This window comes from Kitasatospora sp. NPDC057692, assembly GCF_042799475.1.
GTDB lineage: Bacteria > Actinomycetota > Actinomycetes > Streptomycetales > Streptomycetaceae > Kitasatospora.
Genome location: NZ_JBHVIV010000003.1, coordinates 186244 through 212785, shown reverse-complemented (window position 1 = coordinate 212785; position 26542 = coordinate 186244). Strand labels below are relative to the sequence as shown.

Here is a 26542-nt window from a genome sequence, read left to right as displayed (position 1 = left end):
CCACCCCGAAGGGCTTCACCGTTCGACTTGCATGTGTTAAGCACGCCGCCAGCGTTCGTCCTGAGCCAGGATCAAACTCTCCGTGAATGATTACCGGTAATCCGGTTCACACTCGCACAGAGCGGCACGGCAACCAGCCGGAATAAGGCGGTCCCGCGCACTGCGTCCTCGCTAGTGTTATTTCAAAAGGAATCTCCAACCCCAGAGAATCTGAGGCCGGGGATGTCAACATATCTGGCGTTGACTTTTGGCACGCTGTTGAGTTCTCAAGGAACGGACGCTTCCATCAGGCGGCTTTCACACCGGCCCTCCGGGCGCTTCGTTCTTTCGTGTCTCCATCTTATCAGATGTTTTCCGTGCCGTTCCCGGCGCTTCCTTCATCCAACTCGCTGGTGTCTTCTGCGGCTTGACGCCCCGTCCGACGTTTCAAACTCTAGCCGATCCCCGCTCCGAAAAGCGAATCCGGCCGCAATCCCTGAAAGCAGGCACACCGAATAGACCCTGAGCCGGAACGCGTCGAAACAAATAACGACACGCCTCGGCCCGTAACCGGGAAAAGGTGGTGTTTCAGAGGATTGGCCGCTCCGGGACCGTCCGCGCAGACGCGTGTCCGGTGCTCCCAGCCGAGCGACTAGAGAACACTACGCCCATTCGGGTGCGAAGGCAAACGGCCTACTCGGACGATGCGCGTGCAGGCCGCGCGGCCGGCCTTCACGTACTCGCCGTTGGGGTGGTCGTTGCCGTTGACCCAGTGGCGGGCGGCGGCCTCGTCGCGTCCGCCGGTGCGGTGGCGGTCGAGGAGGCGGGCCTCCCGGACAGCGTCGTCGGTCTCGACGTACCAGAGTTCGCGCAACAGGTTCCGGGCCTCGGGCCAGGGGTGGTCGGCGGCGGCGAGGTAATTGCCCTCGGTGACGACGAGACGGGTGCGCGGGTGGACGACGTGCCGGGCGGCCACCGGCTCGTCGAGGGCGCGGTCGAAGTCGGGGACGTAGATGTCCTGGAAGCGCTCGGTCGCGACCCGGCGCAGCAGGGCGACGTAGCCGTGGGCGTCGAAGGTCGCGGGTGCGCCCTTGCGGTGGCCGAGGCCGAGGCGGTCGAGCTGCGCGGAGGAGAGGTGGAAGCCGTCGAGCGGGAGGTACGCGGCGCTGCCCGGGCCCTCGTGGCGTTCGACCTCGGCGACGAGGTGCCGGGCCAGGGTGGACTTGCCGGCACCGGGCGGGCCCGCGAGTCCGAGGATGGTCCGGGCGCTGCTGCCGGGGCCGCGCAGCAGATCGAGGGCGAGGGCCGCGAGGCTGTCCGCGGCGAGGTCGGTCACGATCCCCGTGGAACGGTCCGCGTTCATGGGCGAACCCTACTCAGCGTTGGGCGAGGGCGGGAAGGTCCATGGTGAGGGTGCCGGCGTCGGCGTCGAGCAGGGCGGGGACGCCGAGCGGAACGGTGAGGGTGGACGGGCCGTGGCCGAAGCCCAGTTCCCAGATGATCGGGACGCCGAGCGGTCCGAGGCGGTCGAGCATCACGTCCCGGACCCGGTCGAGCGGGCCGCAGCCCTCCCAGGAGCCGAGGGCGATGCCGGTGACGCCGTCGAAGGCGCCGGAGCGCAGGAGCTGGGTGAGGATGCGGTCGAGCTGGTAGGGATGCTCGTTGACGTCTTCGAGGATCAGGATGCTGCCGGCGTAGGAGGAGCGGGCGGCGGGGGTGCCGCGTTCGGCGGCGAGGACGTGGGTGCAGCCGCCGGCGGTGATGCCGCGGGCCCGGCCGGGGACCAGGGCGGTGGCGGTGGCGGAGGTGAGGACGGTCGTGGCGGCGGGGTCGAAGAGGGTGCGGCGCAGGTGTTCGGCGGTGGGCCCGTCCGCCAGGAAGGTCGCCGTGGCGCTCATCGGGCCGTAGAGGGTGGCGAGGCCGAGGCGCTGGGCGAAGGCCTCGTGCAGGGAGGAGACGTCGCTGAAGCCGATCAGCACCTTGGGCGGTGCGGTGCGCAGGGCGTCCCAGTCGAGGAGGTCGACCATGCGGTGGACGCCGTAGCCGCCGCGGGCGCAGATGACGGCGTCGACGGTCGGGTCGAGCCATGCGGCCTGGAGGTCTGCGGCGCGGTGGGCGTCGGTGCCGGCGAGGTGGCCGAGGACGGGGTGGGTGTCGAGGGCGTGCGGGGCCACGGTGACGCGCAGGTCCCAGGAGCGCAGCAGGGCGGTGCCGGCGGCGAGCCGCCCGGGGTCGATGGGGCCGCTGGTGGCGACCACGGCGACGTGGTCCCCGGGGCGGAGGTGCGGCGGGCGGGTCAGTCCTCGGCCGGGGGTGGTCGGGTGCTGGTCCATGGCCGGGTTCCTTCCGGGGTGGAGCGGGCTGGGGCGGGGCGGGCTGGCGCGGGGTGGTCCCGGGGCCGGTGCGCGACCGGCCCCGAGAGGTTATGCCCCTGACGCGTTCACAGCGATCCCATGACCTCGCGCACTTCGGCGAGGGTGGCGTCGGCGATCGCGTTGGCGCGCCCGGAGCCGGCGCGCAGGACCTCGCGCAGGTGGGCGCGGTCGGCGGCGAGTTCGGCCCGGCGGGCGCGGATCGGGCGGAAGTACTCGTTGACTGCCTCGGTGGCGGTCCGCTTGAGCGCGGCCGCGCCGCCGTCGCCGATCTCCTCGGCGACCTCCTCTGGGGTGCGGTCCTGGCAGAGGGCGGTGAGCAGGAGGAGGTTGGAGACCTCGGGGCGGCCCGCGGGGTCGTAGCCGATGCGGCGGTCGGCGTCGGTCTTCGCGCCCTTGAGGAGCCGCGCGGTGGTGTCCTCGTCGGCGCCGATCGGGATGGAGTTGCCCCGGCTCTTGCTCATCTTGCCGCCGTCGGTGCCGAGCAGCAGCGGGGCGGCGCCCAGCAGGGCGCGGGGGCGGGGGAAGACGGCGGTGCCGTCGGGGCGCGGGTAGCGCTCGTTGAACCGGCGGGCGACCGTGCGGGCGACCTCCAGGTGGGGCAGCTGGTCCTTGCCGACGGGGACCAGGTCGGCCTTGCAGAAGAGGATGTCGGCGGCCTGGTGGACGGGGTAGGTGAGCATCAGTCCGTTGACGGCGGCCTGGCTGGAGTGGGCGATCTCGTCCTTGACGGTGGGGTTGCGGTGGAGTTCGGCGACGCTGACCAGGCTGAGGAAGGGCAGCAGCAGCTGGTTGAGGGCGGGGACGGAGCTGTGGGTGAAGATCGTGGCGCGGTCGGCGTCGATGCCGGTGGCCAGGTAGTCCAGGACGAGGTTCTCGGTGTGCTCGGCGAGGCGGTCGGCGATGTCCCGGTCGGTGATGACCTGGTAGTCGGGGATGACCAGGAACATCTCGACGCCCAGGCGCTGGAGGCGGACGCGGTTGCGGAGGCTGCCGAAGTAGTGGCCGAGGTGGAGCGGGCCGGTGGGGCGGTCGCCGGTGAGGACGCGGTGGGCGGCCGGGTCGGCGCGGACGCTCTCGTCGAGGTCGGAGAGGTCGGAGAGGTCGGCGAGGTCGGGCTGGTCGGTGACGGCGGTGGTCGTGGTCACGGGGTTTCTCCTCGGTACGGCGGTGGTGGCGGCCGTCCGGGGCTCGGGGCCCGTCCCGTCGGAGAAACGCAGCAGGGCCGTCCATCCCGGACGGCCCTGGTCAGGCGTGGCTGGTGGCCGTCCTAGGACGGCCACCAGCTGAGACCTGCGAAGCGCTTCATGGGTTCGAGGATAGCGGGTCCCCGCTCGGGCCCGCCGTTCGGTTCCCCGGCCGCCGTCAGTCCTCGACGACGAGGGCGGGCGTGTCCTTGCGGAGCGTCTCGCCGCGGAAGAACGCGGGCCGGTACACGCCGTAGACGGCCATGAGCACCGCGCCGAGCAGCAGGATGCCGACGCCGATGACGAACACCGAGCCGATGCCGAACACCGCGCCGCTGCCGTACTCCGGGTCCCAGGCGTCGGTGAGGGTCTGCAGGAAGACGCCGCTGAGCAGGATGCCGCCGAGCAGCGGGGCGAGGCCCTTGACGACGAGGTCGCGCAGGCTGTCGCGGAGCGAGCGGCGGAAGTACCAGACGCAGGCGAAGGCGGTCAGCGCGTAGTAGAAGCAGATCATCAGGCCGAGGGCCAGGATGGTGTCCTGGACGACGTTCTCGCTGATCACGCTCATGCCGACGTAGAAGGCGGCGGTGGCGATGCCGGCGGCGACGGTCGCGAAGCCGGGGGTGCGGTGGCGCGGGTGGACGGTGCCGAAGCGCGGCGGCACGGCCCGGTAGGCGCTCATCGCGAGCAGGGTGCGGGCGACCGGGATGAAGGTGGTCTGCAGGCTGGCGGCGGCGCTGGCGACGACAGCCACGAAGAGCAGGATGCTCCACGGGGAGCCGAGCACCGGGCGGGCCAGGGCGGCGAACACGTTGTCGGCGGTGTCGGGGTTGCCGAGGCCGGTGCCGGTGGTGCCGACGCCGGCGAACATCTGGGCGGCGATCGCGACCAGCAGGTAGGAGCCGACCAGGGTGACCATCGAGATCATCGCGGCCCGGCCCGGGGTCTTGGCGCTGCCGCTGGTCTCCTCGTTCATGGTGAGGCAGGTGTCCCAGCCCCAGTACATGAAGATCGACAGGGACAGTCCGGCGGTGAACGCGCTGAACGAGCTGACCTCGAGCGGGTTGAGCCAGGAGGCGGAGAAGCCGACCGAGTCCGGCAGGTCGCCGGCGGCGGCCTTGGCGATGGCGATGGCGGAGAACAGCAGCAGGACGGCGAGCTGGAGGCCGACCAGGCTGTACTGGAACCACTTGGTGGCCGTCATGCCGCGGTAGCTCATCGCGGTGGCGGCGGCGATCAGCACGACGACGGTGGCCAGGTGGACGGCCTTGTTGTCGTTGAGGTCGGCGACGGCGCCGCTGCCGGTCATCTCGCCGAGCATGAGGTACAGGAAGTCGGTGGCCACCCCGGCGAGGTTGGACAGCACGATGATCGTGGCGACCGTCAGGCCCCAGCCGGCCATCCAGCCGATCCGGGGGCCGAAGGCCTTGACCGTCCAGGTGAAGGACGTGCCGCAGTCCGGGAAGTCCTTGTTCAGTTCCTTGTACGCGAACGCGACGAGCAGCATCGGCAGGAAGCCGGCCAGGAAGACCGCGGGCATCTGGACGCCGACGGCGGTGACCGTCGGGCCCAGGGTCGCGGTCAGGCAGTAGACCGGGGCGACCGTGGAGACGCCCAGGACCACGCTGCTCAGCAGGCCGACGGAGTTGCCCCGTAGGCCCTTGTCCCCCGCTGCCCCCGTTGCCCCCGCCGCCTCCGGCGCTGCGCCGGGGGCTCCACCACTGGCGCCACTGACCGGGGCACCCTGCGGAGCGGCGGGCGCCGTTGCCCGGCCGCTGCTTCCGTGCTCTGAGAGCTGCTGATCAAACACCAGCGCACCCTAGGTGCGGGTACCGAAGGTTGAGTAGGCCAACCCTTGGTGATCTGGGACACTCCCTTCGATTTGCCCGACAGCGCCCAACCGTTGACCAGTGATGCATGGACTGTTAAGGCGTGTACCTTTATTTCGAAGGGTCGTTACCGAATTGATTCGCCGGATATGCCACGGTTTGAGGTGTTTTGGGACCCGATTCCACCCCCCTCGGACGATGCGGCGGAGAGCCCGCCGCGAGCGTCGGATAGGTTTGCCTCACCTAACCCGACCCCGTCCGTGAAGGAGTGCCGCGTGTCCCCCACCTCCGGCCGCCCGACCACCCCCCCCCCCACCCGCCGGACCCTGCTCACCGCGGCCCTCACCGGCGGAGCCGTGCTCGGCCTCGGCGGACTGCTCACCGCCTGCGGCAGCTCGGACGGTTCGGACTCCGGCTCCGCGCCCGGCGCCTCCGGCAGCGGGACGGCCAAGCCCTCCGGCGGCTCCTCGCCGGACCAGAAGTCGGTCAAGCAGGGCGGCGACGACTACGCCACCGTGATCGAGAAGATGAAGGGCTTCGGCACCGACGCCGCCCCCGGCGTCTACCCCCGGACGATCAGGCACGCGATGGGCGAGACCGTCGTCCCCGCCAAGCCGGCCCGGGTCGTCGTCCTCGACACCGGCGAGCTCGACAACGTCGTCTCGCTCGGCATCCAGCCGGTCGGCGTCGTCCACACCGACGGCTCCAAGACGATGCCGTCCTACCTCAAGGACAAGGCCGGCGAGCCCGCCAACGTCGGCACCATCAACAGCCTCAACCTGGAGGCCATCGCCGCGCTCAAGCCCGACCTGATCCTCGGCAGCCAGCTGCGCGCCCAGGACCAGTACGAGCAGCTCTCCAAGATCGCGCCGACCGTGTTCTCGCTGCGCCCCGGCTACCCCTGGAAGCAGAACTTCGTGCTGAACGCGAGCCCGTTCGGCCTGGAGGCGGAGGCCAAGGCCCAGCTGGACGCCTACCAGGCGGCCGCCGCGGCGATCGGTGCCAAGCTCGGCGACAAGCGGCCGACCATCACGCCGCTGCGCTTCATGCCCGGCAAGACCCGCCTCTACGCGGAGCTCTCCTTCATCGGCACCATCCTCGCCGACACCCAGCTGCCGCAGCCCAAGATCGAGCAGGTCAAGGAGCTCGCGGTGGAGATCAGCCCCGAGCAGATCGACAAGGCCGACGCCGACTGGATCTTCTACGGCGTCTACGGCACGCCCAGCTCCACCAACCAGGACGCGGTGCTCGGCGGGGCGCTGTGGAAGACGCTCGGCGCGGTCAAGTCCGGCCAGGCCCGGCCGGTCCCGGACGAGACCTGGTTCCTCGGTCTCGGCGTGGCCGCGGCCAACGTCGTCCTGGCCGACCTCAAGGGCTTCGTGGCGCCCGGCGCCTGACCGGCGCCTCCCCCCGGGGGGGCGCGGGGGCACACGGGGGCACGCCGTCCCGGTCCGAGGCCGTGTCAGGGCGTGGGGCGGGCGGGACGGATGAGGTGGAACGGTGGCGTGGGGCACACGGGGTGGAAAGGCGCTTGGAGCAGATCGCCCGGTGCGGGAGGATCGACGGCACCGAACCCCGAAGGGCCCGTTGCCAATGACCACGCTCGACCAGACCGACGCCGACCGGCTCCCGTCCGCCGCACCGCTCGCGCCGCCGTCGCCCGCCCGCCCGGACGGGGGCGCGGGGGCCGCCGCGGACGGTGCGGCGACCGCCGCGCCGGTGGGCGGTGCCACCCGCTGCTCGATCGCGGCGGCGGGGACCGACGGCCGGGCGGCCGGCGCCGCCGGGGTCCTGCCGGGCGGCACCGTGCCGCGGCCGCGCGGCGGTGGCGACGGGAACGGGAACGGGAACGGGAGGGGGAACGGGAGCGGAGGCCGGTCCGGCGGGTCGGAGGACCGGTCGGACGGCGTGGCCGGACCGGAGCGTGCGAGCGGCGGTGACGGTGGCGGCGAGGGCTTCGTCCGACTCCAGCGGCCGCCGGCCGTCCAGGACCGGACCGTCCCCGTACTGCGGGCGGCCCAGGAGGAGCTGCGCACCGTCGTCACCCGCCGCCCGGCGCCCTCGCGCCGGCTCCGCCGGATGCACCCGCAGGCGGGCGGCGCCCTCCGGTCGGACACCGCGCGCCCCGGCCCGGCGCCGACGGCGGACGTGCCGACCGTCCCCGGGCCGCGCACCGACAGCGACCGGACCGGGGCCGATGCCCAGCCGGTGGCGGGCCCCGAGGCGCCGCTGGGCGTCCTGATCGGCGGCACCCCGAACCCGCCGGAGGCGGCGGGACGCCCCGGGTCCGCGGGGGTGCCCGGCCGCCCCGAGGAGCGGCCCGCCGTCCGGGCCGCCGCCGAACTCGTCCGGCTCGGCCGGGGAACCTGTCTGGTGGTGCTGCCCGCGTGGCGGCCCGCGATCGCCGTCTCGGTGCCGACCGAACACCTGCTGAGCGCCACCGGCCTCGCCTTCGAGCGGCTGGCCGGGGCGCAGCTCTCGGTCGTGATCAATCCCGCGGCGCTGCACGACCGGGAGCTGGAGCTGCGGGACTGGCAGGCCGGTCCGCCCGGACGGGCGGGTCGGCGCGGCGGGCGGCGGACGGTCTAGGCCGGGCGTCGGGTCGGGCTACGGGCTACGGGCGCCGGTCGCCGGTCGCCGGTCAGGAACGGGCGGGCCGGGCGTTCGGGATGTAGCCGAGGTCGACCGGCTCGGGTGCGCGGCGGTCGGCGAGCCACCCCTCCCGCACGGCGGCCAGCAGTTCGGGCAGCCGGGGCGGCCAGAGGGCGTCCGCGTCCTCGTCGACGAGGTCCGCCGGGGTCCACCAGCGCCAGTCGAGGATCCGGTCGGCGGCGTGCATCGCGCTGAGGTCGCCGACCGGGCCGCGGTGCGGGCCGCTGGTGAGGTAGATGTGCTCGTGCTGGCGGACGGGCGTGCCGTGCCAGGTGAAGTCGTGCTCCCAGGTGCAGAGCAGTGGGCCGGGTTCCAGGTCGGACCAGCCGGTCTCCTCCCGAAGCTCGCGGCGCGCCCCCGTCCTCGGTGTCTCGCCGGGCTCGATGCCGCCGCCCGGCATGGTCCAGTGCACGCCGACCTCGCTGTTGTCCGAGCGCAGGAGGAAGACGGAGCCCGTTTCGTCCAGGACTACCGTGCGGGCGGCCTGCCGCGGGATCCTTCGCGCGTTGCGCCACAGGTTTCGCATCGGGTCACTCTCGCAGCGGGCCGCCGCGGGCGTCGAGCCGATTCCGCCGGGCGGTCGGCCGGGACGAGCGGGTCCGGTCGGCGCAACGGCGCGGGCGGACCGCGAAACGGGTTCCCGGGCAGGTCCGTCCGTCCGGGTCGAGGCCTGTGACGTCGGGGTTTTGACGGCCCGACGATCAGTCGGTGGCCGTACCCTGACGCCCATGCTCGCACCCGCCTTCCTCCTCCCCTCCCATCCGTTGGACCCGCGCCGGGTCGACCCGCAGTTCGCCTGGGAGGCCAGGCTGCTGCGCGACCTGGGCGGCGAGCACCACCTGGTCGACCACGACGCGCTGCTCGCCGGGGACGCCCGTGCGGCCGTCCGTAGTGTGCCGGCGGGGCGCGGGCCGCTCTGGTACCGGGGGTGGATGCTCCCCTCGCAGCGCTACGCGGACTTCGCCGCCGCCCTGGCGGAGCGCGGCGGGCAACTGCTGACCAGCCCGCCCGGGTACGCCTCGGCGCACGAGCTGCCGGGCTGGTACGAGGTGTTCGAGGGGGCCACCCCGCAGAGCGTCTGGCTGCCGCTGCCGGGGGCCGGGACCGGCGCGGCCGGGACGGGCGCCGGGGTCGAGCCGCCCGGGGCGGAACGGCTGGCGTCGGCCGTCGCCCGGCTCGGCGGGCGGGGGCCGGCGATCGTCAAGGACTACGTGAAGTCCCGCAAGGAGGAGTGGGACGAGGCGTGCTACATCCCGGACCTCGCGGATCTGCCCGCCGTCGGGCGGGTGGTGGCGCGGTTCGTGGAACGGCAGGCCGAGCACCTGGCGGGCGGTGTGGTGCTGCGGCGGTTCGAGGAGTTCACCCGGGTGGTGTGGGACACCCCCGACGCCCCGTCCGGCGGTGGTTCCGAGGGTGCCCCGGACGGCGGCCGGGGCGGGGACCGCGATGCGGGCCGGGACGCGGATCGGGACCCGGATCGGCACGGGCGGCGGCGGGCGGTGGAGGCCCGGGTGTGGTGGTTGGACGGCGAGCCGGTGCTGGTCGGGCCGCACCCGGACCTGCCCGGCTGCCCGGCCGCTCCCGACCTGTCCGTGGTCCGCCCGCTGGTGCGGGCGCTGGGCTGCCGGTTCGTCACTACCGACCTCGCCGAACGGGCCGACGGCTCCGGTTGGCGGGTGGTCGAGGTCGGGGACGGGCAGGTGAGCGAGCTGCCCCGGGGGATCGACCCCTCCGGGCTGCTGATCGCCCTGCTCCCGGCGTGACGCGGTGGCGGGCGCGGCGTGACGGGGTGACGGGCGCGGGGTGACGCGGTGACGGGCGCCGGTTCCGACGCCCGACGCCCCGCCCCGCCCGCCGTCCGGACCGCCTATCCGACGATCAGATCGGAGGCCGGTACGGGAGCGTCGCCGCTCCCGCCGTGGCCCTCCGCCACGAACGCCTGCCAGAGCCGGGTGTACGCCCCGCCCCGGGCGAGCAGTTCGCTGTGCGTGCCGTCCTCCACCACCCGGCCGTGGTCCAGCACCACGACCCGGTCGGCGCGCTCGGCGGTGGTCAGCCGGTGGGCGATGACCAGCGTGGTGCGGCCGCCGCTGAGCCGGTCCGCGGCGTGGTTGACCGCCGCCTCGGTGGCCAGGTCGAGCGCCGCGGTGGCCTCGTCCAGCAGCAGGATGTCCGGGTCCACCAGCTCCGCCCGGGCCAGCGCGATCAGCTGGCGCTGGCCCGCCGAGAGGTTCCGGCCCCGGCCCGCGACCTCGTGCTCGTAGCCGCCGGACAGCCCGACGATCATGTCGTGCGCGCCGACCGCCCGGGCCGCCGCCTCCACCTCGGACGGCGTGGCGTCGGGCCGGCCGTAGGCGATCGCCTCGCGCACCGTCCCGGCGAACAGGTAGGCCTCCTGCGGCACCACGCCGAGCCGGTGCCGGTACTGCGCGAGGTCGTAGCGGGTCAGGTCCACGCCGTCGACCCGCACGGTGCCGGCGGTCGCGTCGTAGAACCGGGCCACCAGCTTGACCAGGGTCGACTTGCCGGCCCCCGTCTCGCCGACCAGCGCCACCGTCTGGCCGGCGGGGATCCGCAGGCTGATGCCGGTGAGGACGTCCGGGGCGCCGTCCGCGCCGCCGTTGTAGGCGAAGCCGACGCGGTCGAACTCGATCTCACCGCGCAGTCCGGCCGGGACCGGCACCGGGTCGGCGGCCTGCGCGGTGCTGGTCGGGGTGCGCAGCAGGTCGCGGGTCCGACCGAGGCCGACCGCCGCCTGCTGGTAGCCGTCGAACACCTGGGAGAGCTGGTTGACGGGGGCGAAGAACAGGTCGATGTAGAGCAGGTACGCGACCAGCGCGCCGACCGTGAGCGTTCCGGCGTCCACCCGCGACGCGCCGACGATCAGCACCAGCGCGGCGGCCACGCTGGAGAGGAACTGCACGAACGGGAAGTACAGCGAGATGTAGAGCTGGGCCCGGACGCGGGCGTCCCGGTAGGCGATGCCCCGGGCGACGAAGCGGTCCGTGTTGGTGTCCAGCCGGCGGAACGCCTGGACGATCCGCATCCCGGCCACGTTCTCCTGGAGGTCGGCGTTGACCGTGCTGATGAGGTCCCGGGAGATCTCGTACTGGGCCTTGGACTTCCGACGGAACACCAGGGTGGCCACCACCAGCAGCGGCAGGACCGCGAAGACCGCGAGGGCGAGCCCGGCGTCGATCACCAGCAGGGCGGCGAGGATGCCGAGGAAGGTCAGCAGGCTGACGACGGCCGTGACCACGCCGGTCTGGAGGAACGAGGTGAGCGAGTCCAGGTCGGTGGTCATCCGGGTCATGATCCGGCCGGACAGCTCGCGCTCGTAGTAGTCGAGGCCGAGCCGGTTGAGGTGGGCGAAGATCTTGAGCCGGAGCGAGTAGAGCACCCGTTCGCCGGTACGGCCGCTGACCCGGTTCTCGGCGCTCTGCACCAGCCAGTCGAGCAGCACGACCACCAGGGCGGCGAGGGAGGCGACGGCGACGCCGGTCATGACGCCCTTGCTGACGCCGTCGTCGATGCCGTGCCGGATCAGGATCGGCAGGACCAGGCCGGCGCCCGCGTCCAGGGCGACCAGCACCAGGGCGAGGGCGAGCGGTGCGCGGAAGGGGCGCAGCAGGCGGCGGAGGCTGAAGTCGGGGTCGCCCCGTTCGGCCTCGGCGCGGGGGATCGCCGGGGTGTCGGTGGCCGGCGGGAGGGCGGCGACCTTGGCGAGCAGGTCGGGTGCGGCGGTGCGGGCCGCCTTGGCCAGGGCCGGGGTGGGCATCTCGGGGCGGGCGGGCGGTGCGGCGGGGGTCTTGGTTTCGGCCCGGTCGGCCTGGTCGGCCTCGTCGGCCCGATCGGCCGGGTCCGTCGGGGCGGCCGGGTGCGAGGGGTCCGCCGGGTCCGCCGCGGTGCCGGCGGCGGGGGCGCGGCCGGCCTCGGGGTCGGTGATCAGGGCCCGGTAGCGGGGACATCGGGCCTGGAGTTCCTCGTGCGTGCCGAGGTCCAGCAGGCGGCCGTGGTCGAGGACGGCGATCCGGTCGGCCAGCTGGAGGGTGGAGCGGCGGTGGGCGATCAGCAGTGTCGTGCGGCCGGCCATGACCGAGCGCAGCGCGTCGTGGATCTCCGCCTCGATCTGCGGGTCGACCGCCGAGGTGGCGTCGTCCAGGAGCAGGATGCGGGGGTCGGTGAGGATCGCCCGGGCCAGGGCGATGCGCTGGCGCTGGCCGCCGGAGAGGGTGAGGCCCTGCTCGCCGACCTTGGTCTCGTAGCCGTCCGGCAGGGCCCGGACGAACTCGTCGGCCTGGGCGGCGCGGGCGGCGGCGACGATCTGCTCGTCGGTGGCGTCCGGGCGGCCGTAGGCGATGTTGGTGCGGACCGTCTCGGAGAAGAGGAAGCTCTCCTCGGGCACGGTGCCGACGGCCGCCCGGACCGAGTCGAGGGTCAGGTCGCGCAGGTCGTGGCCGTAGAGGCGGACGGCACCGGCCGCCGGGTCGTAGAACCGCGGCACCAGTTGCGCGACGGTGGACTTGCCGGAGCCGGAGGCGCCGACCAGGGCCAGGGTCTCGCCGGGGGCGAGGCGGAGGCTGAGGTCGTGCAGGACGGGTGAGGGGTGCTCCGGGTCGTAGCGGAAGCCGACCCGGTCGAACTCCAGCGCCACCTCGGTGGTGAGCGGGCCGACCACGCGGGGGCCCGCGGCCGGCGCGGCCTCGCTCGGCGCGGCCCTGTTCTCCGCGGCCCTGTTCTCCGCGGTGGCCCCGGTGCCGGGAGCGGTGGCCGGCTCCGGAGCGGCGGCCCGGGCGGGGTCGAGGGCGGGGTCGAGTGCGAGGTCGAGTGCGAGGTCGAGCGAGACGGCGTCCGGGCGCTCCTGGACCAGCGGGCGCTCGTCGATCAGCTGGAGCACCCGCTCGACACCGGCCCGGGCCTGCTGGCCGACCGTGATGACCATGGCCAGCATCCGGACCGGACCGGTCATCTGCGCCACGTAGGTGGAGAAGGCGACGAAGGTGCCGAGCGAGACCCGGCCGTCGACCGCCAGCCAGCCGCCGAAGGCGAGCACCGCCACCTGGGCGAGTGCGGGGATGGCCTGCATGGCGGGGTTGTAGCGGCTGTTGAGCCGGATCGAGCGGAGCCGGGCCGCGAAGAGGCTGCGCGAGGCCGCCTCCAGCTTGTCCAGCTCCTGGGCCTCCTGGCCGAAGCCCTTGACCACCCGGACGCCGCCGACCGCCCCGTCGACCACGCCGGCGACGGCCGCGGCCTCCTGCTGGGCCGCCCAGGTGGCGGGGAAGAGCCGCTTGCGGCTGAGCGTCGAGACCCACCAGAGCGCCGGGGCCATGACCAGGGCGACCAGGGTGAGCGGCGGCGAGAGCCAGATCATGACGCCCAGCGACATGGCGAACATGATCAGGAAGCCGGTCATCATGGGCAGCATCGAGAGCAGCCCGTTGACCAGCTGGAGGTCGGAGGTCGCGCGGCCGACCACCTGGCCGGTGTCCAGGCGGTCCTGGCGGTGGCCGTCGAGCCTGCCGAGCGAGCGGAAGAGGTCGGCGCGCAGGTCGTGCTGGACGTCGACGGCGAGCTGCCCGCCGTAGTAGCGGCGGACCTGGGTGCAGCCGAAGACCACGACGGCGGCCAGCAGCAGGACCACGGCCCACGGGGCGAGCGGGCGGGTGTGCGCGGTGATGACGTCGTCGATGATCACCTTGGTGACCAGGGGCACCAGGGCGGTGACGGCCATGCCGAGGAGCGAGGCGCCGAAGGCGAGCAGCACGCTGCGGCGGGAGCGCCAGCAGTAGCCGAGCAGCCGCCGGAGCCAGCCCCGGCCGTCGGTGTCGCCGCCTTCACCGCCGTGGTCCTCGGCGCCGGGGCCGGTGCCGGTGTCGGCGGTGGTCGTGGGGTCCGGGGCCGTGCCCGGTCGGACGCGCCCGTTCCCGGACCCGCCCGGGGTGCCGGTTCGGGTGCCGCTCGGGGAAAGCTCCACCGTAGATCCGTGAGTCTCAGGCATATTTAGGGATGCTAACCATTCCGTCGGGTGGCCGCCATGGAGTTTCAGGCCAGGGCGAGCCGGTGGTCCCGGCCCGACGGAGGGGGCAACAGCCCGCAACCTGCGGTGATTCCCGACGGGCCGGACCGGCGCGCCCGCTACCAGGGTCGCCGACGGGCCCGGGCCCGCCCACCGCCAACCGGTGCAGGGCGCCGACCTTCCTTGGTCCTAGGCCGCCGGGCCGAGCGCACACCGACCCGGCGCGGCCCGGCGTCAGCCCCTCGCCCTCCCCCGGCCGCCGTCCCCCGGACGGCGTCCCCCGGACGGCGCAACCGGCCCCGGCGGGGTGCGGACTCAGGCCCGCGCGCCGGTGCCGGTCTCCGCCCTGGCGGCCTCGGCGGCGACGGGGGCCGCGTCGACGGTGCGGGCGCCGTCGGCGGCGACGGCGTCGGCGGCCGCCGAGAAGGCCCCGTGCGCCAGGTCGTGCAGCAGTGCGGCCATCGCGTCGCGCGGCAGTCCGGCCCGCTCGTCGCCCTGGGCGGGATTGGGGCCGTGGCTGTGCGGGGTGGAGTTGATCAGCCCGAAGACGGCGTGCACGGACGCCCGGGCGACCGGCTCGGCGGAGGGGGCCGCGAGCGGCGGGTAGGCCTGCCGGACCACGTCGACCCAGAGTTCCACGTAGGCGCGCTGGAGGCGGCGGACGGCCCGGCGGTCCTCCTCGCGGAGGTTGAGCAGCTCGCGGTCGTGCAGGGTGATCAGGTCGCGGTCGTCGAGTGCGAAGTCGACGTGGCCGCCGATCAGCGCGTCCAGCGCGGCGGCCGGTCCGTCGTTGCCGCCCGCCCGGCGGCGCCCCTCCTCCAGCAGCCGCTCGCTGATGCCGACGAGCAGGTCGGCGAGCATCGCGTCCTTGCCGGCGAAGTGCCGGTAGAGGCCGGGGCCGCTGATCCCGACGGCCTTGCCGATCTCGTCCACGCCGACGCCCAGGAACCCCCGGGCCGCGAACAGCCGGGCGGCCTCCTTGCGGATCTGGTCACGGCGCGGGAGCCCGGAGGCGGGCGGGACGTTCGGCATGGAGCCCATCGTAGACAGTGGGGTTATCGGTCGTTAACCTGGGCGACGGAAGTTAACGTTCATTAACGTGTGGGGGTCGCGGGCTCACCAGCCCCGTCGGCCCACCTGCCGCCGAGGGCAAGGGAGCTCTTGGGATGGTCATCTCCACCGCCGGCGCACCCACCGGCATCAACGGCAGCGCGGCGGCCGGCGCCCCGGGCGCCGCCGCACCGGCACCCCGGCTCGGCACGGCCGTCGACCCCGGTTCCGAGGCGTACCGGACGAACACCGCCGCCCACCGGGCCCTGGTCGCCGAACTGCGCGAGAAGCTCGGCGCGGCCGCGCTCGGCGGCGGTGCCAAGGCTCGCGCCCGCCACACCGCGCGCGGCAAGCTGCTCCCCCGCGACCGGGTGGACACCCTGCTCGACCCGGGCTCGCCCTTCCTCGAACTGGCCCCGCTGGCGGCCGACGGGATGTACGAGGGCGCCGCCCCGGCCGCCGGGGTGATCGCCGGCATCGGCCGGGTCGCCGGGCGCGAGGTGGTCGTGGTCGCCAACGACGCCACCGTCAAGGGCGGCACCTACTACCCGATGACGGTCAAGAAGCACCTGCGCGCCCAGGAGGTCGCGCTGGAGAACCGGCTCCCCTGCGTCTACCTGGTCGACTCCGGCGGCGCCTTCCTCCCGATGCAGGACGAGGTCTTCCCGGACCGCGACCACTTCGGTCGGATCTTCTACAACCAGGCGCGCCTCTCGGCCGCGGGCATCCCGCAGATCGCCGCCGTGCTCGGCTCCTGCACGGCCGGCGGCGCGTACGTCCCGGCGATGAGCGACCAGGCCGTCATCGTCCGCGACCAGGGCACCATCTTCCTCGGCGGACCGCCGCTGGTGAAGGCGGCGACCGGCGAGGTGGTCACGGCCGAGGAACTCGGCGGCGGCGACCTGCACGCGCGGACCTCCGGCGTCACGGACCACCTGGCCGAGGACGACGCCCACGCCCTGTCGATCGTCCGCACCATCGTCGCCGGACTCGGCCCGCGAGCGGCCCGCCCGTGGCCGCTCACCCCGGCCGAGCCGCCGGCCGTCGACCCGGCCGACCTGTACGGGGCCGTCCCGGTCGACCCGCGCACGCCCTACGACGTGCGCGAGGTGATCGCCCGGCTCGTCGACGGCAGCCGGTTCGCCGAGTTCAAGGCCGAGTACGGCGCGACCCTGGTGACCGGGTTCGCCCGGATCCACGGCCACCCCGTCGGCATCGTCGCCAACAACGGCGTGCTGTTCGCCGAGTCCGCCCTCAAGGGCGCCCACTTCATCGAGTTGTGCGACCAGCGCGGCATCCCCCTCCTCTTCCTGCAGAACATCACCGGGTTCATGGTCGGCCGGCAGTACGAGGCGGGCGGCATCGCCAAGCACGGCGCCAAGATGGTCAACGCCGTCGCCTGCACCCGCGTCCCGAAGCTGACGGTGGTGATCGGCGGCTCGTACGGAGCCGGCAACTACTCGATGTGCGGCCGGGCCTACTCACCCCGCTTCCTGTGGATGTGGCCGAACGCCAAGATCTCCGTGATGGGCGGCGAGCAGGCCGCGTCGGTGCTGGCCACCGTCCGCCGCGACCAGCTGGAGGCGCACGGCGAGCAGTGGCCCGCCGAGGCGGAGGAGGAGTTCAAGCGCCCCGTGCGCGAGCAGTACGAGCGCCAGGGCAACGCCTACTACGCCACCGCCCGGCTCTGGGACGACGGGGTGATCGACCCGATGGACACCCGGACCGCGCTCGGTCTGGCGCTCACCGCCTGCGCCAACGCCCCGCTCCCGACACCCGGCCCGTTCGGCGTCTTCCGCATGTAGCGCTCCTCCCCGGGCGGCGGCCCACCCGCACCGCCGCCTCCCCGGTGCCCGGCGCCCACCCGGTGCCACCACCTCCTTCGTACGGCTCCCCTCGACCCGGAGGAACGCCTCCCATGTTCGACACAGTTCTGGTCGCCAACCGCGGCGAGATCGCCGTCCGGGTGATCCGCACCCTGCGGCGGCTCGGCGTGCGCTCGGTCGCCGTGTTCAGCGACGCCGACGCCGACGCCCCGCACGTCCGCGAGGCCGACGCCGCGGTCCGGCTCGGCCCGGCCGACCGCAGCGACAGCTCGGCCGCCGAGACCTACCTGCGGACCGACCAGATCCTCGCCGCCGCCCGCCGGACCGGCGCCCAGGCCGTCCACCCCGGCTACGGCTTCCTCGCCGAGAACGCCTCCTTCGCCCGCGCCTGCGCCGACGCCGGCCTCGTCTTCATCGGACCTCCTCCCGCCGCGGTCGAGCTGATGGGTGACAAGATCAACGCCAAGGAGGCCGTACGGGCCGCCGGCGTGCCGGTGGTTCCGGGCAGCCGGGCCACCGCGCCCAGCGACGAGGAACTCGTCACGGCCGCAGGGGAGATCGGCTACCCCGTGCTGCTCAAGCCGTCCGCCGGCGGCGGCGGAAAGGGCATGCGCCTGGTCCGCGACCCGGCCGACCTGCCGACCGAGATCGCCGCGGCCCGGCGCGTCGCCCGCACCGCCTTCGGCGACGACACCCTGCTGCTGGAGCGCTGGATCGACCGGCCGCGCCACATCGAGGTCCAGGTGCTGGCCGACGCCCACGGCACCACCGTCCACCTCGGCGAGCGCGAGTGCAGCCTGCAGCGCCGCCACCAGAAGCTGATCGAAGAGGCTCCCTCCGTTCTGCTCAACGCCGAGACCCGGGCGGCGATGGGCGCCGCGGCCGTCCGCGCCGCCGAGTCCTGCGGCTACACCGGCGCCGGCACCGTGGAGTTCATCGTCCCCGGCGTCGACCCGGACTCCCCCGCCGCCGACGAGGGCGTACGGGACTTCTTCTTCATGGAGATGAACACCCGTCTCCAGGTGGAACACCCCGTCACCGAGCTCGCCGTCGCCGTGACCGACACCACCGGCCCCGCCGCCGGCCGGCCCCGGCGGCTGGACCTGGTCGAGTGGCAGCTGCGGATCGCCGCCGACGAGCCCCTCTCCTTCACCCAGCCGGACATCTCCTTCCAGGGCCACGCCATCGAGGCCCGGATCTGCGCCGAGGACCCGGAACGGGACTTCCTGCCCACCGGCGGACGCATCCTGCTCCTCGACGAGCCCCGGGGCGAAGGCATCCGGGTGGACTCCGGGGTCACCCCCGGGACCGTGATCACCAGCTCCTACGACCCCATGCTCGCCAAGGTCATCGCCTACGGACCCGACCGTCCGACCGCGCTGCGGCGCCTGCGCGCCGCGCTGGCCGACACCCGCATCCTCGGCGTCACCACCAACACCGGCTTCCTGCGCCGGCTGCTCGCCCACCCGGAGGTCGCCGCCGGCCAGCTCGACACCGGCCTGGTCGAGCAGACGGCGCAGCAGCAGCCCGGGCTGCTCGCCTCGCCGTACTCCCCGGCCGCCGGCTCCACGCCGCCCGCCGAACCCTCCGACGCCCTGCCACCGGAGCCTCCGACGCCCGCCCACCTCCTCTACTACGCTGCCGCGCTGGCGCGGCACCTGGACCTCGCCCCGGCCGCCGACCCGGACGGCTGGACCGACCCGTTCTCCCTTCCCTCCGGCTGGCGCCTGGGCGGCGACCCCGCCTGGACCACCCACCGACTCCGTACCCCCGGCCAGGACCCGGTGGCGGTGCGCGTCCGATCGATCACTGCGGGCAACGTAACGGACGCCACTGACAATCCGGCCGAGCGCACCCTGGAGGCCGAGGTCCGGCTCGGCGCCGGACCGGTCCACCGGGCCCGGGCCGGCCGCACCGGGGACCGCCTCCACCTGACCGTCGACGGCCTGCGGACCGGCTTCGCCCTCGCCGCCGACGACCCCGCCGCACCCGCCGCCGGCCCGGTGACCTGGCTCGGGGTCGACGGCGACGCCTGGCCGGTGCACACCCACGACGCGGTCGGCGAGGGCGCCTCCGCCGGGGGCGCCCACCACGGCGGCCTGACCGCGCCGATGCCGGGCACCGTCACGGTCGTGAAGACCACGGCCGGCGAGGCGGTCCGGAAGGGCCAGCCGCTGCTCGTCCTGGAGGCCATGAAGATGGAACACGTCATCGCCGCCCCGCACGACGGCACGGTGAGCGAGCTGCGGGCCACCGCCGGCGCCACCGTGGCGATGGAGGAACTGCTGGTCGTGGTGACCCCCGCCGAGGCCGCCGCGGACGGCCCCGCCGAAACCACCGCGGCGGTGCGGTCGTGACCGCCCCCGCGCCGAGAGGCGCCGCCGCCCGCGAGCCGGACGCCCTCGACCTGGGCCTGCCGGACCCGGTCCGCGCCCCCGGCCTGCCCGAGGAGGTGCGGATCCACGAGGTCGGCCCGCGCGACGGACTGCAGAACGAGGGCACGCTCGTCCCCGTCGAGGTCAAGGCCGAGTTCATCGGCCGGCTCGCGGCCGCGGGCCTGCGCACCGTCGAGGCCACCAGCTTCGTTCACCCGAAATGGGTACCCCAGCTCGCCGACGCCGAGGACCTGATGCCCCGGCTCGCCGGCCTGCCGGACCGTCACCCGGGCCTGCGCCTGCCGGTGCTGGTGCCCAACGAACGCGGCCTGGACCGCGCGCTGGCCCACCACGCCACCGACGTCGCGGTGTTCGCCAGCGCCACCGAGACCTTCGCCCGCCGCAACCTCAACCGCTCGGCGGACGAGGCGATGGCGATGTTCCGCCCCGTGGTGGAGCGGGCCGCGGCGGCCGGGATCCCGGCCCGGGGCTACCTGTCGATGTGCTTCGGCGACCCCTGGGAGGGACCGGTCCCGGTCGCCCAGGTGGTCCGCTTCGGGGTGCGGCTGCTGGAGATGGGCTGCGCCGAGCTGAGCCTCGGCGACACCATCGGCGTGGCCACCCCCGGCCAGGTCACCGCCCTGCTCGACGGGTTCGCCGCGGCGGGGGTGCCGACCGGCCGGCTCGCCGTGCACTTCCACGACACCTACGGCCAGGCCCTCAGCAACACGCTGGCGGCGCTGCGCTCCGGGGTCGCCACGGTGGACGCCTCGGCCGGCGGGCTGGGCGGCTGCCCCTACGCCAAGAGCGCCACCGGCAACCTCGCCACCGAGGACCTGGTGTGGATGCTGCACGGACTCGGCGTCCGGACCGGCGTCGACCTGCGCGCCCTGGTCGCCACCAGCGGCTGGATGGCGCGCCGGCTCGGCCGCCCCAGCCCCTCCCGCACGGTCCAGGCCCTGCTCGGCAGCACCTCCGCCGGATCACCGGACTGACCCGCACCGACCGTCCCGCGTGACGGCCCGCACCGCGCGGCCGTCCGCCCACCACACCGCCCGCCCGTCACACCAGCACCGGCGGCGGTCGTCCCGACCACGCCCGCGCCCACCCGGCGGGGCCCCAGGAGGATCACCATGCTCGACCACCGGTTGAACACCGAGCACGAGGAACTGCGGCGCACCGTGGCCGAATTCGCCCAGGACGTGGTGGCGCCGAAGATCGGCGAGTACTACGAGCAGGGCGAGTTCCCCTACGAGATCGTGCAGGAGATGGGGCGGATGGGTCTGTTCGGCCTGCCGTTCCCGGAGGAGTACGGCGGCATGGGCGGCGACTACTTCGCGCTCTGCCTGGCGCTGGAGGAGCTCGCCCGGGTCGACTCCTCGGTCGCGATCACCCTGGAGGCGGCGGTCTCGCTCGGCGCGATGCCGATCTACCGCTTCGGCACGGAGGAGCAGAAGCGCGAGTGGCTGCCCCGGCTGACCTCGGGCGAGCTGCTCGGCGCGTTCGGCCTGACCGAGCCCGAGGGCGGCTCGGACGCCGGGGCGACCCGGACCACCGCGCGGTACGACGAGGCCACCGACGAGTGGGTGATCAACGGCACCAAGTGCTTCATCACCAACTCCGGCACCGACATCACCGGTCTGGTCACCGTCACCGCGCTCACCGAACCGATCGCTCGTTCGAGTGAAGAGGGCGAATTCTCCTCGCCACGGCGGGAAATCTCCTCCATCATCGTGCCCACCGGGACCCCCGGATTCCAGGTCTCGAAGAAGTACTCGAAGGTCGGGTGGAACGCATCCGACACCCGCGAACTGTCCTTCACCGACTGCCGTGTCCCCGCGGCCAACCTGCTGGGCGAGCGAGGCCGCGGCTACGCCCAGTTCCTGCGGATCCTCGACGAGGGCCGCATCGCGATCGCCGCCCTGGCCACCGGCCTGGCCCAGGGCTGCGTCGACCAGTCCGTCTCGTACGCCGGTACGCGCCGCGCCTTCGGCCGACCGATCGGCGCCAACCAGGCCATCCAGTTCAAGCTCGCCGACATGGAGATGCGCGCCCACACCTCCCGCCTCGCCTGGCGGGACGCCGCGTCCCGGCTGCTGCACTCGGAACCGTTCAAGAAGGAGGCAGCGATCGCCAAGCTGTACTCGTCGGAGGCCGCCGTCGACAACGCCCGCGAGGCGACCCAGATCCACGGCGGGTACGGCTTCATGAACGAATTCCCCGTCGCCCGCTTCTGGCGGGACTGCAAGATCCTGGAGATCGGCGAAGGCACCTCGGAGGTCCAGCGGATGCTCATCGCGCGAGAGCTCGGCGTTTCCTGAGGCGGCCTCAGCCCGCACCCGCTCCGGTCCGCCGACCCACCCACCCGGGTCGGCGGACCGGAGCGATCGCCCCGGAGCGATCGTCAGGGGATCACGATCACCGGGCGGTTGGCCCGGCGGGCGAGGCGGCCGGAGACGGAGCCGAAGATCTTGCCGAGCAGGCCGTGCGTCGTGCCGACCACGATCGCGTCGGCGGCGAACTCGCGGCCGACCTCCTCGATCTCGTGGCAGATGTCGCCGCCGCGCTCGACCAGGATCCAGGGCACCCCGGCGAGGAAGTCCGCGCAGGCGAGCTCCAGGCCGAGCACCTCCGTCCGGTGGTCGGGAAGGTCGACGAAGACCGGGGGTTCGCAACCTGCCCAGACGGTGGCGGGCAGGCGGTTGGCCACGTGCACGATCACCAGGCCGCACTGGGAGCGACGGGCCATGCCCACCGCGTAGGCGAGGGCGCGCTCGCTGGACAGCGAGCCGTCGAAGCCCACCACCACACCGTGCTGGAAGGCCGGGTCGCAGGCCTTGGCGGGCGCCTCCCGGAGGGCCGGTTCGCCGGCCGCCCCGCTCGCGCCGGGCAGGCCGGAGGCGCTCGGGCGCTCGGCGCCCGGTCCCGGCCGGCCTGTCACCGGGGGCTCCGGGGCGTCGGACCGCCGGTCGTCCCGCCGGTGGCGGGAGCCTGAGCCGGGGCGACCCCGGCGCGCAAGGTGGCGGAGAGGGCGGGTGAAGCCACCGCCCCGGGCGTCCTCGCCCGGTTCCACCGGTCGGGAGGGCTCAGAACCAGCCATGGCACAAGGCTCTTCGAGGGAGATGGGCCGACAGGAGAGGACAACGCTGCCCGGGCGGCAGGCCCGCCCACGGGAAGTCGTCGGGCTGCGCCGAACACCACCGTTTGTGACCTGTTCCTTTCAGAGTACGACGGGCCGGACACGCAGCCCAGCCGCGCGGCCTCGGGGCCGCGCTCTTCCCACGAACGAGGGATGCGCGCGCCGACGGCGGCGCGCCCCTCGACGGGTGCGAAGGCGCCCCTCCGCCGAAGGAGGTTCCCTGGAGCTTGACTGAGCGGACCGGGCGACGCAACAGGATCCCGGGACACCGTGACCGGACTGTCATGGATCGATGACGATCCGTTGCCGACCGTCACCGGGCAGTGAAGCGGCTGGTGGGGGCGGGCGAGGGGCGGACGGCCGGGCGGACGGCGAACGCGGGGGGCGCCGTCGCCGCGGCACCCGTTTCAGCCAAGGGGCGCGGGTTCGGGACGCCGTCTGGCATTTGCCAGGTGCATAGGCGTGGCCGCTGGCACCATGCTCGACATGCCCCTGCTCCTGCTCGACCTCGACAACACGCTGCTCCCCAGGGACGCCGCTTTCCGGGCCTGGGCTCACGATTTTCTGACCGAACGGGCGCTGCCGCCCGGAGACGTCGACTGGCTCGTCACCATCGACGGCGGCGGCTACGTACCGCGCAGCACCGTACTGTCCGCCGCCCGGCGCCGCTACGGCCTCGACGAGTCGCTCGACCGGCTGTTCGCCCACTACCGGCACGGCATCAACACCTACATCCACTGCCCGGCCCGCAACATCGACGCGCTGCGGGCGGCGCGCGCCGCCGGGTGGACGCTCGGCATCGTCAGCAACGGCAGCACCGGGCCCCAGCTCGAAAAGATCCGGCGGACCGGCCTCGGCCCGATGGTCGACGGCTGGGTGATCTCCGAGGAGGCCGACTGCCTCAAGCCGGACCCGCTGATCTTCGAGATCGCGGCGCAGCGGTGCGGCTTCGCGCCGACCGGGGACTGGGCCGCGCAGACCTGGATGATCGGCGACCACGCCCCCGCGGACATCGCCGGCGCCGCGCTGGCCGGTCTGCGGAGCGTCTGGCTGCACCACGGCCGCCCGTGGGCCGAGCCGGCCTACCGGCCGACGTTCAAGGCGGCCGGCCTGCCGGAGGCCGTCGGCCAGGTGCTGGCCGCCCGCGGCGTCCCGGTGGCCCGCCGGGAGGCCCTCTCGGGTGGCGCGGACGCCCCGCGCCGCGCCACCTGCGGCGGCGTCGCCGTTGCGCGCATGACGGGGACGGCGGGTGGGGCGGGTGTTCCGCGCCCCCGTGAGCGCGGGCTCGCCGCGGTGCGGACGGCGGCCGCCCCGGGGTGACCGGCGGGCCGGCCGCGAGCGGGGCGCGGGGCGGAACGGAGAGGAACGGCGCAGAGCGGCGCGCACGACGGCGCGCTGTTCCGAGCGTCCGCCCCTTCCGGTGGGAGCACGCCTTCAGCAGCGCACCCCACGGGCAGTGCTTCAGCCGCCTCCGGGGCCGGACCGGCTGTCCGAAACCGGTCCGGCGGGTTTGCCGCAGATGCCGCCGTCCGCACCGCCCCGGTGGCGCTCCCGGTGGCGTCCGCGATGGCGCTCCCGGCACGGCGGGCAGGCGCACCGCCCCCGCACCGCCCGCCCCGGCCGGACGGCGGCCACCGGGACCGGGGGGCGCCGAGGCCGCGCGGATCCGAGCCCGGCGCACGCGCCCCTCCCCTCGTTCGTCGAACACCCCGACAGCCCTGGCAGCCCCAGGCGCCCCACAGATCACAGCAGCAACAGAGTCACCCGCAGTCGCGGTGGTCCGGCCCCGCCCCGTGCGACTCACCTTCCGTCAGCGCGTCGACCAGGCAAGGACTGTCGGAGCGCGCCAGGGCCGGACGGCCAGGATCCGAACCGTTCGTCGTGCAACCCTTTCGCCGCGATCGGCGTCGTCAGTTCCGCCACTCCCGCGCCCAGTTCGCACACCGCGCGAGCACGGAGGCGTGGCACCCCGCCGCCCGGACCTGCGCGCCGGCCGCCCGCGGCGTCGGCCCCGGCCTCGACCGTGGCCTGTAAGAGCCGGCCGGGATCCACCCCGGGAAGCCGCGGCACCGGAGTTCCGGCCGCCGGTCCCCGGCTCCGGCGCTGGCCGGATGAAGCCTGGGAGGCGCACGCCGAGCGGCCGTGCGCCCTCCCGTGCACCGCCTATTTTCGGTCAATCTCGCGCGGCTCCCCCGACCTTGGGCAAATCCGCAGCCCAGGCGCACCGGCCGGGCGCCTCGGAGCCGGACGCCCCAGGACCCGTCCCGCGACAACCAGCCACCGTTGCACCGACCCTCTTCCCAGAAGGGTCGACGGGTGCCACGCTTCGTGATCGAATGCATCACGCCAAATTGCCATGTCGACATAGCGTCGGATGGTGAACTTGTCACAACGGCAACGGTCCACCCGATAGATTCGATCTTGGCCAGCAGTGCCGCACCACCACACCACACCACCGAGGGGGCTTGAGCGCCTTGAGCAGGGTGAGCAGGAGCGACGCGGGTCCTGACAGCGGCCAGGCCGTGGCCGGTATCGCGGGTCGTTCCGCGAGAAGCGCCGGCTCCCAGGCCTCCAGCGCCAACACCCGTCACTCCGGCACCGCCTCGTACCCCTCCTATTCCCCCGCGGCCCCGTCCGCCCCCGGCGCCCCTTCCGCATCGGGTGTCGCAGGCGTCCCGGGCACCCCGCAGAGCACGGGTTCCCCGTCCTTCCCGGCCGCCCCCGAGCACGGCGGACGCCACGTCAGCCGATCGTCCGTCAGCCACGGCGGCGGGTACGGAAACGGCTCGGACGGGCGGGTCGGGGCGTCGGTTACCGGCCATTCCGGCGGGCACCCCGGCGGCCATCCCGGCCCCGACAACGGCTACGCGGCCTTCGCCGCCGCCCCGGCCGGCGCCGCCTTCGCACCGGGGGCTCCCGGCACCGGCCTCGGACCGGCCGTCCCCGGCCTGCCGGGCCCCGCGGCCGCCGGCGGGCTCCCCGCCGGACCGCTCGGCCTCGGCACCGTCGGACACGGCATAGGCGGCCACGGAGCGGCCGGCCACGGACCCGGCGGCCACGGCGGCTCCGCCGGCCTCAACGGCACCTCGGCGCCCGTCCTGGCCGCCGCGCCGCGCAAGCTCTCCGGCCGCCGCCGCCGCGAGACCGTCGCCGTCCTGATCTTCGGCGGCGGACCGATCTTCGAGAGCTCGATCCCGCTCTCGGTCTTCGGCGTCGACCGCCAGGACGCCGGGGTGCCGCGCTACCGCCTGCTGGTCTGCGCCGGCGAGGAGGGCCCGCTCGCCACCACCGGCGGCCTCACCCTCTCCGCCCCGTACGGGCTGGAGGCGCTCGCCCGGGCCGGCACCATCGTCGTCCCGGCCTGGCGCTCGATCTCGCAGCCGCCGCCGGTCGAGGCGATCACCGCACTGCGCAAGGCGCACCACGAGGGCGCGCGGATCATCGGCCTGTGCACCGGCGCGTTCGTCCTCGCCGCCGCCGGCCTGCTGGACGGCCGCCCGGCGACCACGCACTGGATGTACGCGCCGACCCTGGCCAAGCGCTACCCGCGGGTGCACGTCGACCCGCGCGAGCTGTTCGTCGACGACGGCGACGTGCTCACCTCGGCCGGTACCGCCGCCGGCATCGACCTCTGCCTGCACGTGGTCCGCAGCGACCACGGCGCCGAGGCGGCCAACGCCCTCGCCCGCCGGCTGGTGGTGCCGAGCCGGCGCGGCGGCGGAGGACAGGCCCAGTACATCGATCAGTCTTTACCTGAAGAGATCGGCAACGACCCGCTCGCCGAGGTGGTCACCTGGGCGCTGGAGAACCTCAACCAGCAGTTCGACGTCGAGGTTCTGGCGGCCCGCGCCTACATGAGCCGGCGGACCTTCGACCGGCGGTTCCGCACGCTCACCGGCAGCGCGCCGCTGCAGTGGCTGATCACCCAGCGGGTGCTGCAGGCCCAGCGGCTGCTGGAGACCTCGGAGCTGTCGGTGGACGACGTCGCGCGCCGCTGCGGCTTCCGGTCGCCGGTGGCGCTGCGCGGGCACTTCCGGCGCCAGCTGGGGGTCTCGCCGGCCGCGTACCGGACGAGCTACCGGGCCCGGCGGCCCGGGTCGGCCGCTCCGGCGCAGGC

16 protein-coding genes, 1 rRNA gene and 1 pseudogene are annotated in these 26542 nt (G+C 74.2%); 9 read left to right on the top strand and 9 right to left on the bottom strand.

Annotated features, from left to right (window positions below; all coding sequences use genetic code 11):
• The 5 genes from ACFVFS_RS03155 to ACFVFS_RS03135 form a co-directional block, all read right to left on the bottom strand.
• A 16S ribosomal RNA gene (locus tag ACFVFS_RS03155) occupies positions 1-87 on the bottom strand; the annotation flags it as partial.
• Positions 88-631: 544 nt separating this feature from the next.
• Entirely contained in the window at positions 632-1342 is a 711-nt protein-coding gene (locus ACFVFS_RS03150; RefSeq protein ID WP_380619428.1) for a nucleoside/nucleotide kinase family protein, read from the bottom strand.
• Positions 1343-1355: 13 nt separating this feature from the next.
• A complete protein-coding gene (locus ACFVFS_RS03145; RefSeq protein ID WP_380619426.1) occupies positions 1356-2312 on the bottom strand; it encodes an LD-carboxypeptidase in 957 nt (318 codons plus the stop codon).
• 107 nt (positions 2313-2419) lie between these two features.
• Positions 2420-3499: a tryptophan--tRNA ligase gene (trpS, locus tag ACFVFS_RS03140; RefSeq protein ID WP_380619424.1), complete on the bottom strand. Its 1080-nt coding sequence runs from the start codon at positions 3497-3499 to the stop codon at positions 2420-2422.
• 217 nt (positions 3500-3716) lie between these two features.
• Complete coding sequence (locus ACFVFS_RS03135) at positions 3717-5348, bottom strand: APC family permease (protein ID WP_380619422.1); 1632 nt, start codon at positions 5346-5348, stop codon at positions 3717-3719.
• 294 nt (positions 5349-5642) lie between these two features.
• On the opposite strand from ACFVFS_RS03135, the gene ACFVFS_RS03130 reads away from it, so the two are divergent.
• Positions 5643-6764, top strand: coding sequence for an ABC transporter substrate-binding protein (locus ACFVFS_RS03130; protein WP_380619420.1), 1122 nt, complete (start codon positions 5643-5645; stop codon positions 6762-6764).
• 196 nt (positions 6765-6960) lie between these two features.
• Positions 6961-7956 carry a hypothetical protein gene (locus ACFVFS_RS03125; protein WP_380619418.1) on the top strand — a complete coding sequence of 332 codons (996 nt, stop codon included), beginning with the start codon at positions 6961-6963 and terminating at the stop codon, positions 7954-7956.
• Between the two features lie 52 nt (positions 7957-8008).
• On the opposite strand, the gene ACFVFS_RS03120 is transcribed toward ACFVFS_RS03125, so the two are convergent.
• Positions 8009-8545, bottom strand: coding sequence for an NUDIX hydrolase (locus ACFVFS_RS03120; protein WP_380619416.1), 537 nt, complete (start codon positions 8543-8545; stop codon positions 8009-8011).
• Positions 8546-8747: 202 nt separating this feature from the next.
• Between ACFVFS_RS03120 and ACFVFS_RS03115 the strand changes: the two genes are divergently transcribed.
• Entirely contained in the window at positions 8748-9782 is a 1035-nt protein-coding gene (locus ACFVFS_RS03115) for an ATP-grasp domain-containing protein (RefSeq protein ID WP_380619414.1), read from the top strand.
• A gap of 104 nt (positions 9783-9886) precedes the next feature.
• Here ACFVFS_RS03115 and ACFVFS_RS03110 read toward each other — a convergent pair whose 3' ends face one another.
• Together ACFVFS_RS03110 and ACFVFS_RS03105 are read right to left on the bottom strand one after the other, a co-directional pair.
• Positions 9887-13816, bottom strand: coding sequence for an ABC transporter transmembrane domain-containing protein (locus ACFVFS_RS03110; protein ID WP_380619452.1), 3930 nt, complete (start codon positions 13814-13816; stop codon positions 9887-9889).
• A 534-nt stretch (positions 13817-14350) separates the two neighbouring features.
• On the bottom strand, positions 14351-15067 hold the full coding sequence (locus ACFVFS_RS03105) for a TetR/AcrR family transcriptional regulator (protein WP_380619412.1): 717 nt from the start codon (positions 15065-15067) through the stop codon (positions 14351-14353).
• Between the two features lie 134 nt (positions 15068-15201).
• Between ACFVFS_RS03105 and ACFVFS_RS03100 the strand changes: the two genes are divergently transcribed.
• The 4 genes from ACFVFS_RS03100 (at position 15202) to ACFVFS_RS03085 (ending at position 21607) form a co-directional block, all read left to right on the top strand.
• Positions 15202-16890: a carboxyl transferase domain-containing protein gene (locus tag ACFVFS_RS03100; protein ID WP_380619410.1), complete on the top strand. Its 1689-nt coding sequence runs from the start codon at positions 15202-15204 to the stop codon at positions 16888-16890.
• Between the two features lie 113 nt (positions 16891-17003).
• Entirely contained in the window at positions 17004-19268 is a 2265-nt protein-coding gene (locus ACFVFS_RS03095) for a biotin carboxylase N-terminal domain-containing protein (RefSeq protein WP_380619408.1), read from the top strand.
• On the top strand, positions 19265-20281 hold the full coding sequence (locus ACFVFS_RS03090) for a hydroxymethylglutaryl-CoA lyase (protein WP_380619406.1): 1017 nt from the start codon (positions 19265-19267) through the stop codon (positions 20279-20281). The genes ACFVFS_RS03095 and ACFVFS_RS03090 overlap by 4 nt, the downstream gene beginning before the upstream one ends.
• 138 nt (positions 20282-20419) lie before the next feature.
• Positions 20420-21607: an acyl-CoA dehydrogenase family protein gene (locus tag ACFVFS_RS03085; protein WP_380619405.1), complete on the top strand. Its 1188-nt coding sequence runs from the start codon at positions 20420-20422 to the stop codon at positions 21605-21607.
• 83 nt (positions 21608-21690) lie between these two features.
• Here the strand turns inward: ACFVFS_RS03085 and ACFVFS_RS03080 are convergent, their stop codons facing one another.
• Positions 21691-22179 carry a universal stress protein gene (locus ACFVFS_RS03080; protein ID WP_380619450.1) on the bottom strand — a complete coding sequence of 163 codons (489 nt, stop codon included), beginning with the start codon at positions 22177-22179 and terminating at the stop codon, positions 21691-21693.
• 708 nt (positions 22180-22887) lie between these two features.
• Here ACFVFS_RS03080 and ACFVFS_RS03075 point away from each other — a divergent pair.
• A complete protein-coding gene (locus tag ACFVFS_RS03075; RefSeq protein ID WP_380619403.1) occupies positions 22888-23745 on the top strand; it encodes an HAD family hydrolase in 858 nt (285 codons plus the stop codon).
• Positions 23746-25523: 1778 nt separating this feature from the next.
• Positions 25524-26526, top strand: a pseudogene (locus ACFVFS_RS03070) (helix-turn-helix domain-containing protein); the annotation flags it as partial.
• Positions 26527-26542: the final 16 nt, after the last annotated feature.

Coding starts and splice junctions, on each gene's coding strand:
- ACFVFS_RS03150 (WP_380619428.1), bottom strand. CDS start 1,342: ATGAACGCGGACCGTTCCACGGGGATCGTGACCGACCTCGCCGCGGAC.
- ACFVFS_RS03145 (WP_380619426.1), bottom strand. CDS start 2,312: ATGGACCAGCACCCGACCACCCCCGGCCGAGGACTGACCCGCCCGCCG.
- ACFVFS_RS03125 (WP_380619418.1), top strand. CDS start 6,961: ATGACCACGCTCGACCAGACCGACGCCGACCGGCTCCCGTCCGCCGCA.
- ACFVFS_RS03120 (WP_380619416.1), bottom strand. CDS start 8,545: ATGCGAAACCTGTGGCGCAACGCGCGAAGGATCCCGCGGCAGGCCGCC.
- ACFVFS_RS03115 (WP_380619414.1), top strand. CDS start 8,748: ATGCTCGCACCCGCCTTCCTCCTCCCCTCCCATCCGTTGGACCCGCGC.
- ACFVFS_RS03105 (WP_380619412.1), bottom strand. CDS start 15,067: ATGCCGAACGTCCCGCCCGCCTCCGGGCTCCCGCGCCGTGACCAGATC.
- ACFVFS_RS03100 (WP_380619410.1), top strand. CDS start 15,202: ATGGTCATCTCCACCGCCGGCGCACCCACCGGCATCAACGGCAGCGCG.
- ACFVFS_RS03095 (WP_380619408.1), top strand. CDS start 17,004: ATGTTCGACACAGTTCTGGTCGCCAACCGCGGCGAGATCGCCGTCCGG.
- ACFVFS_RS03085 (WP_380619405.1), top strand. CDS start 20,420: ATGCTCGACCACCGGTTGAACACCGAGCACGAGGAACTGCGGCGCACC.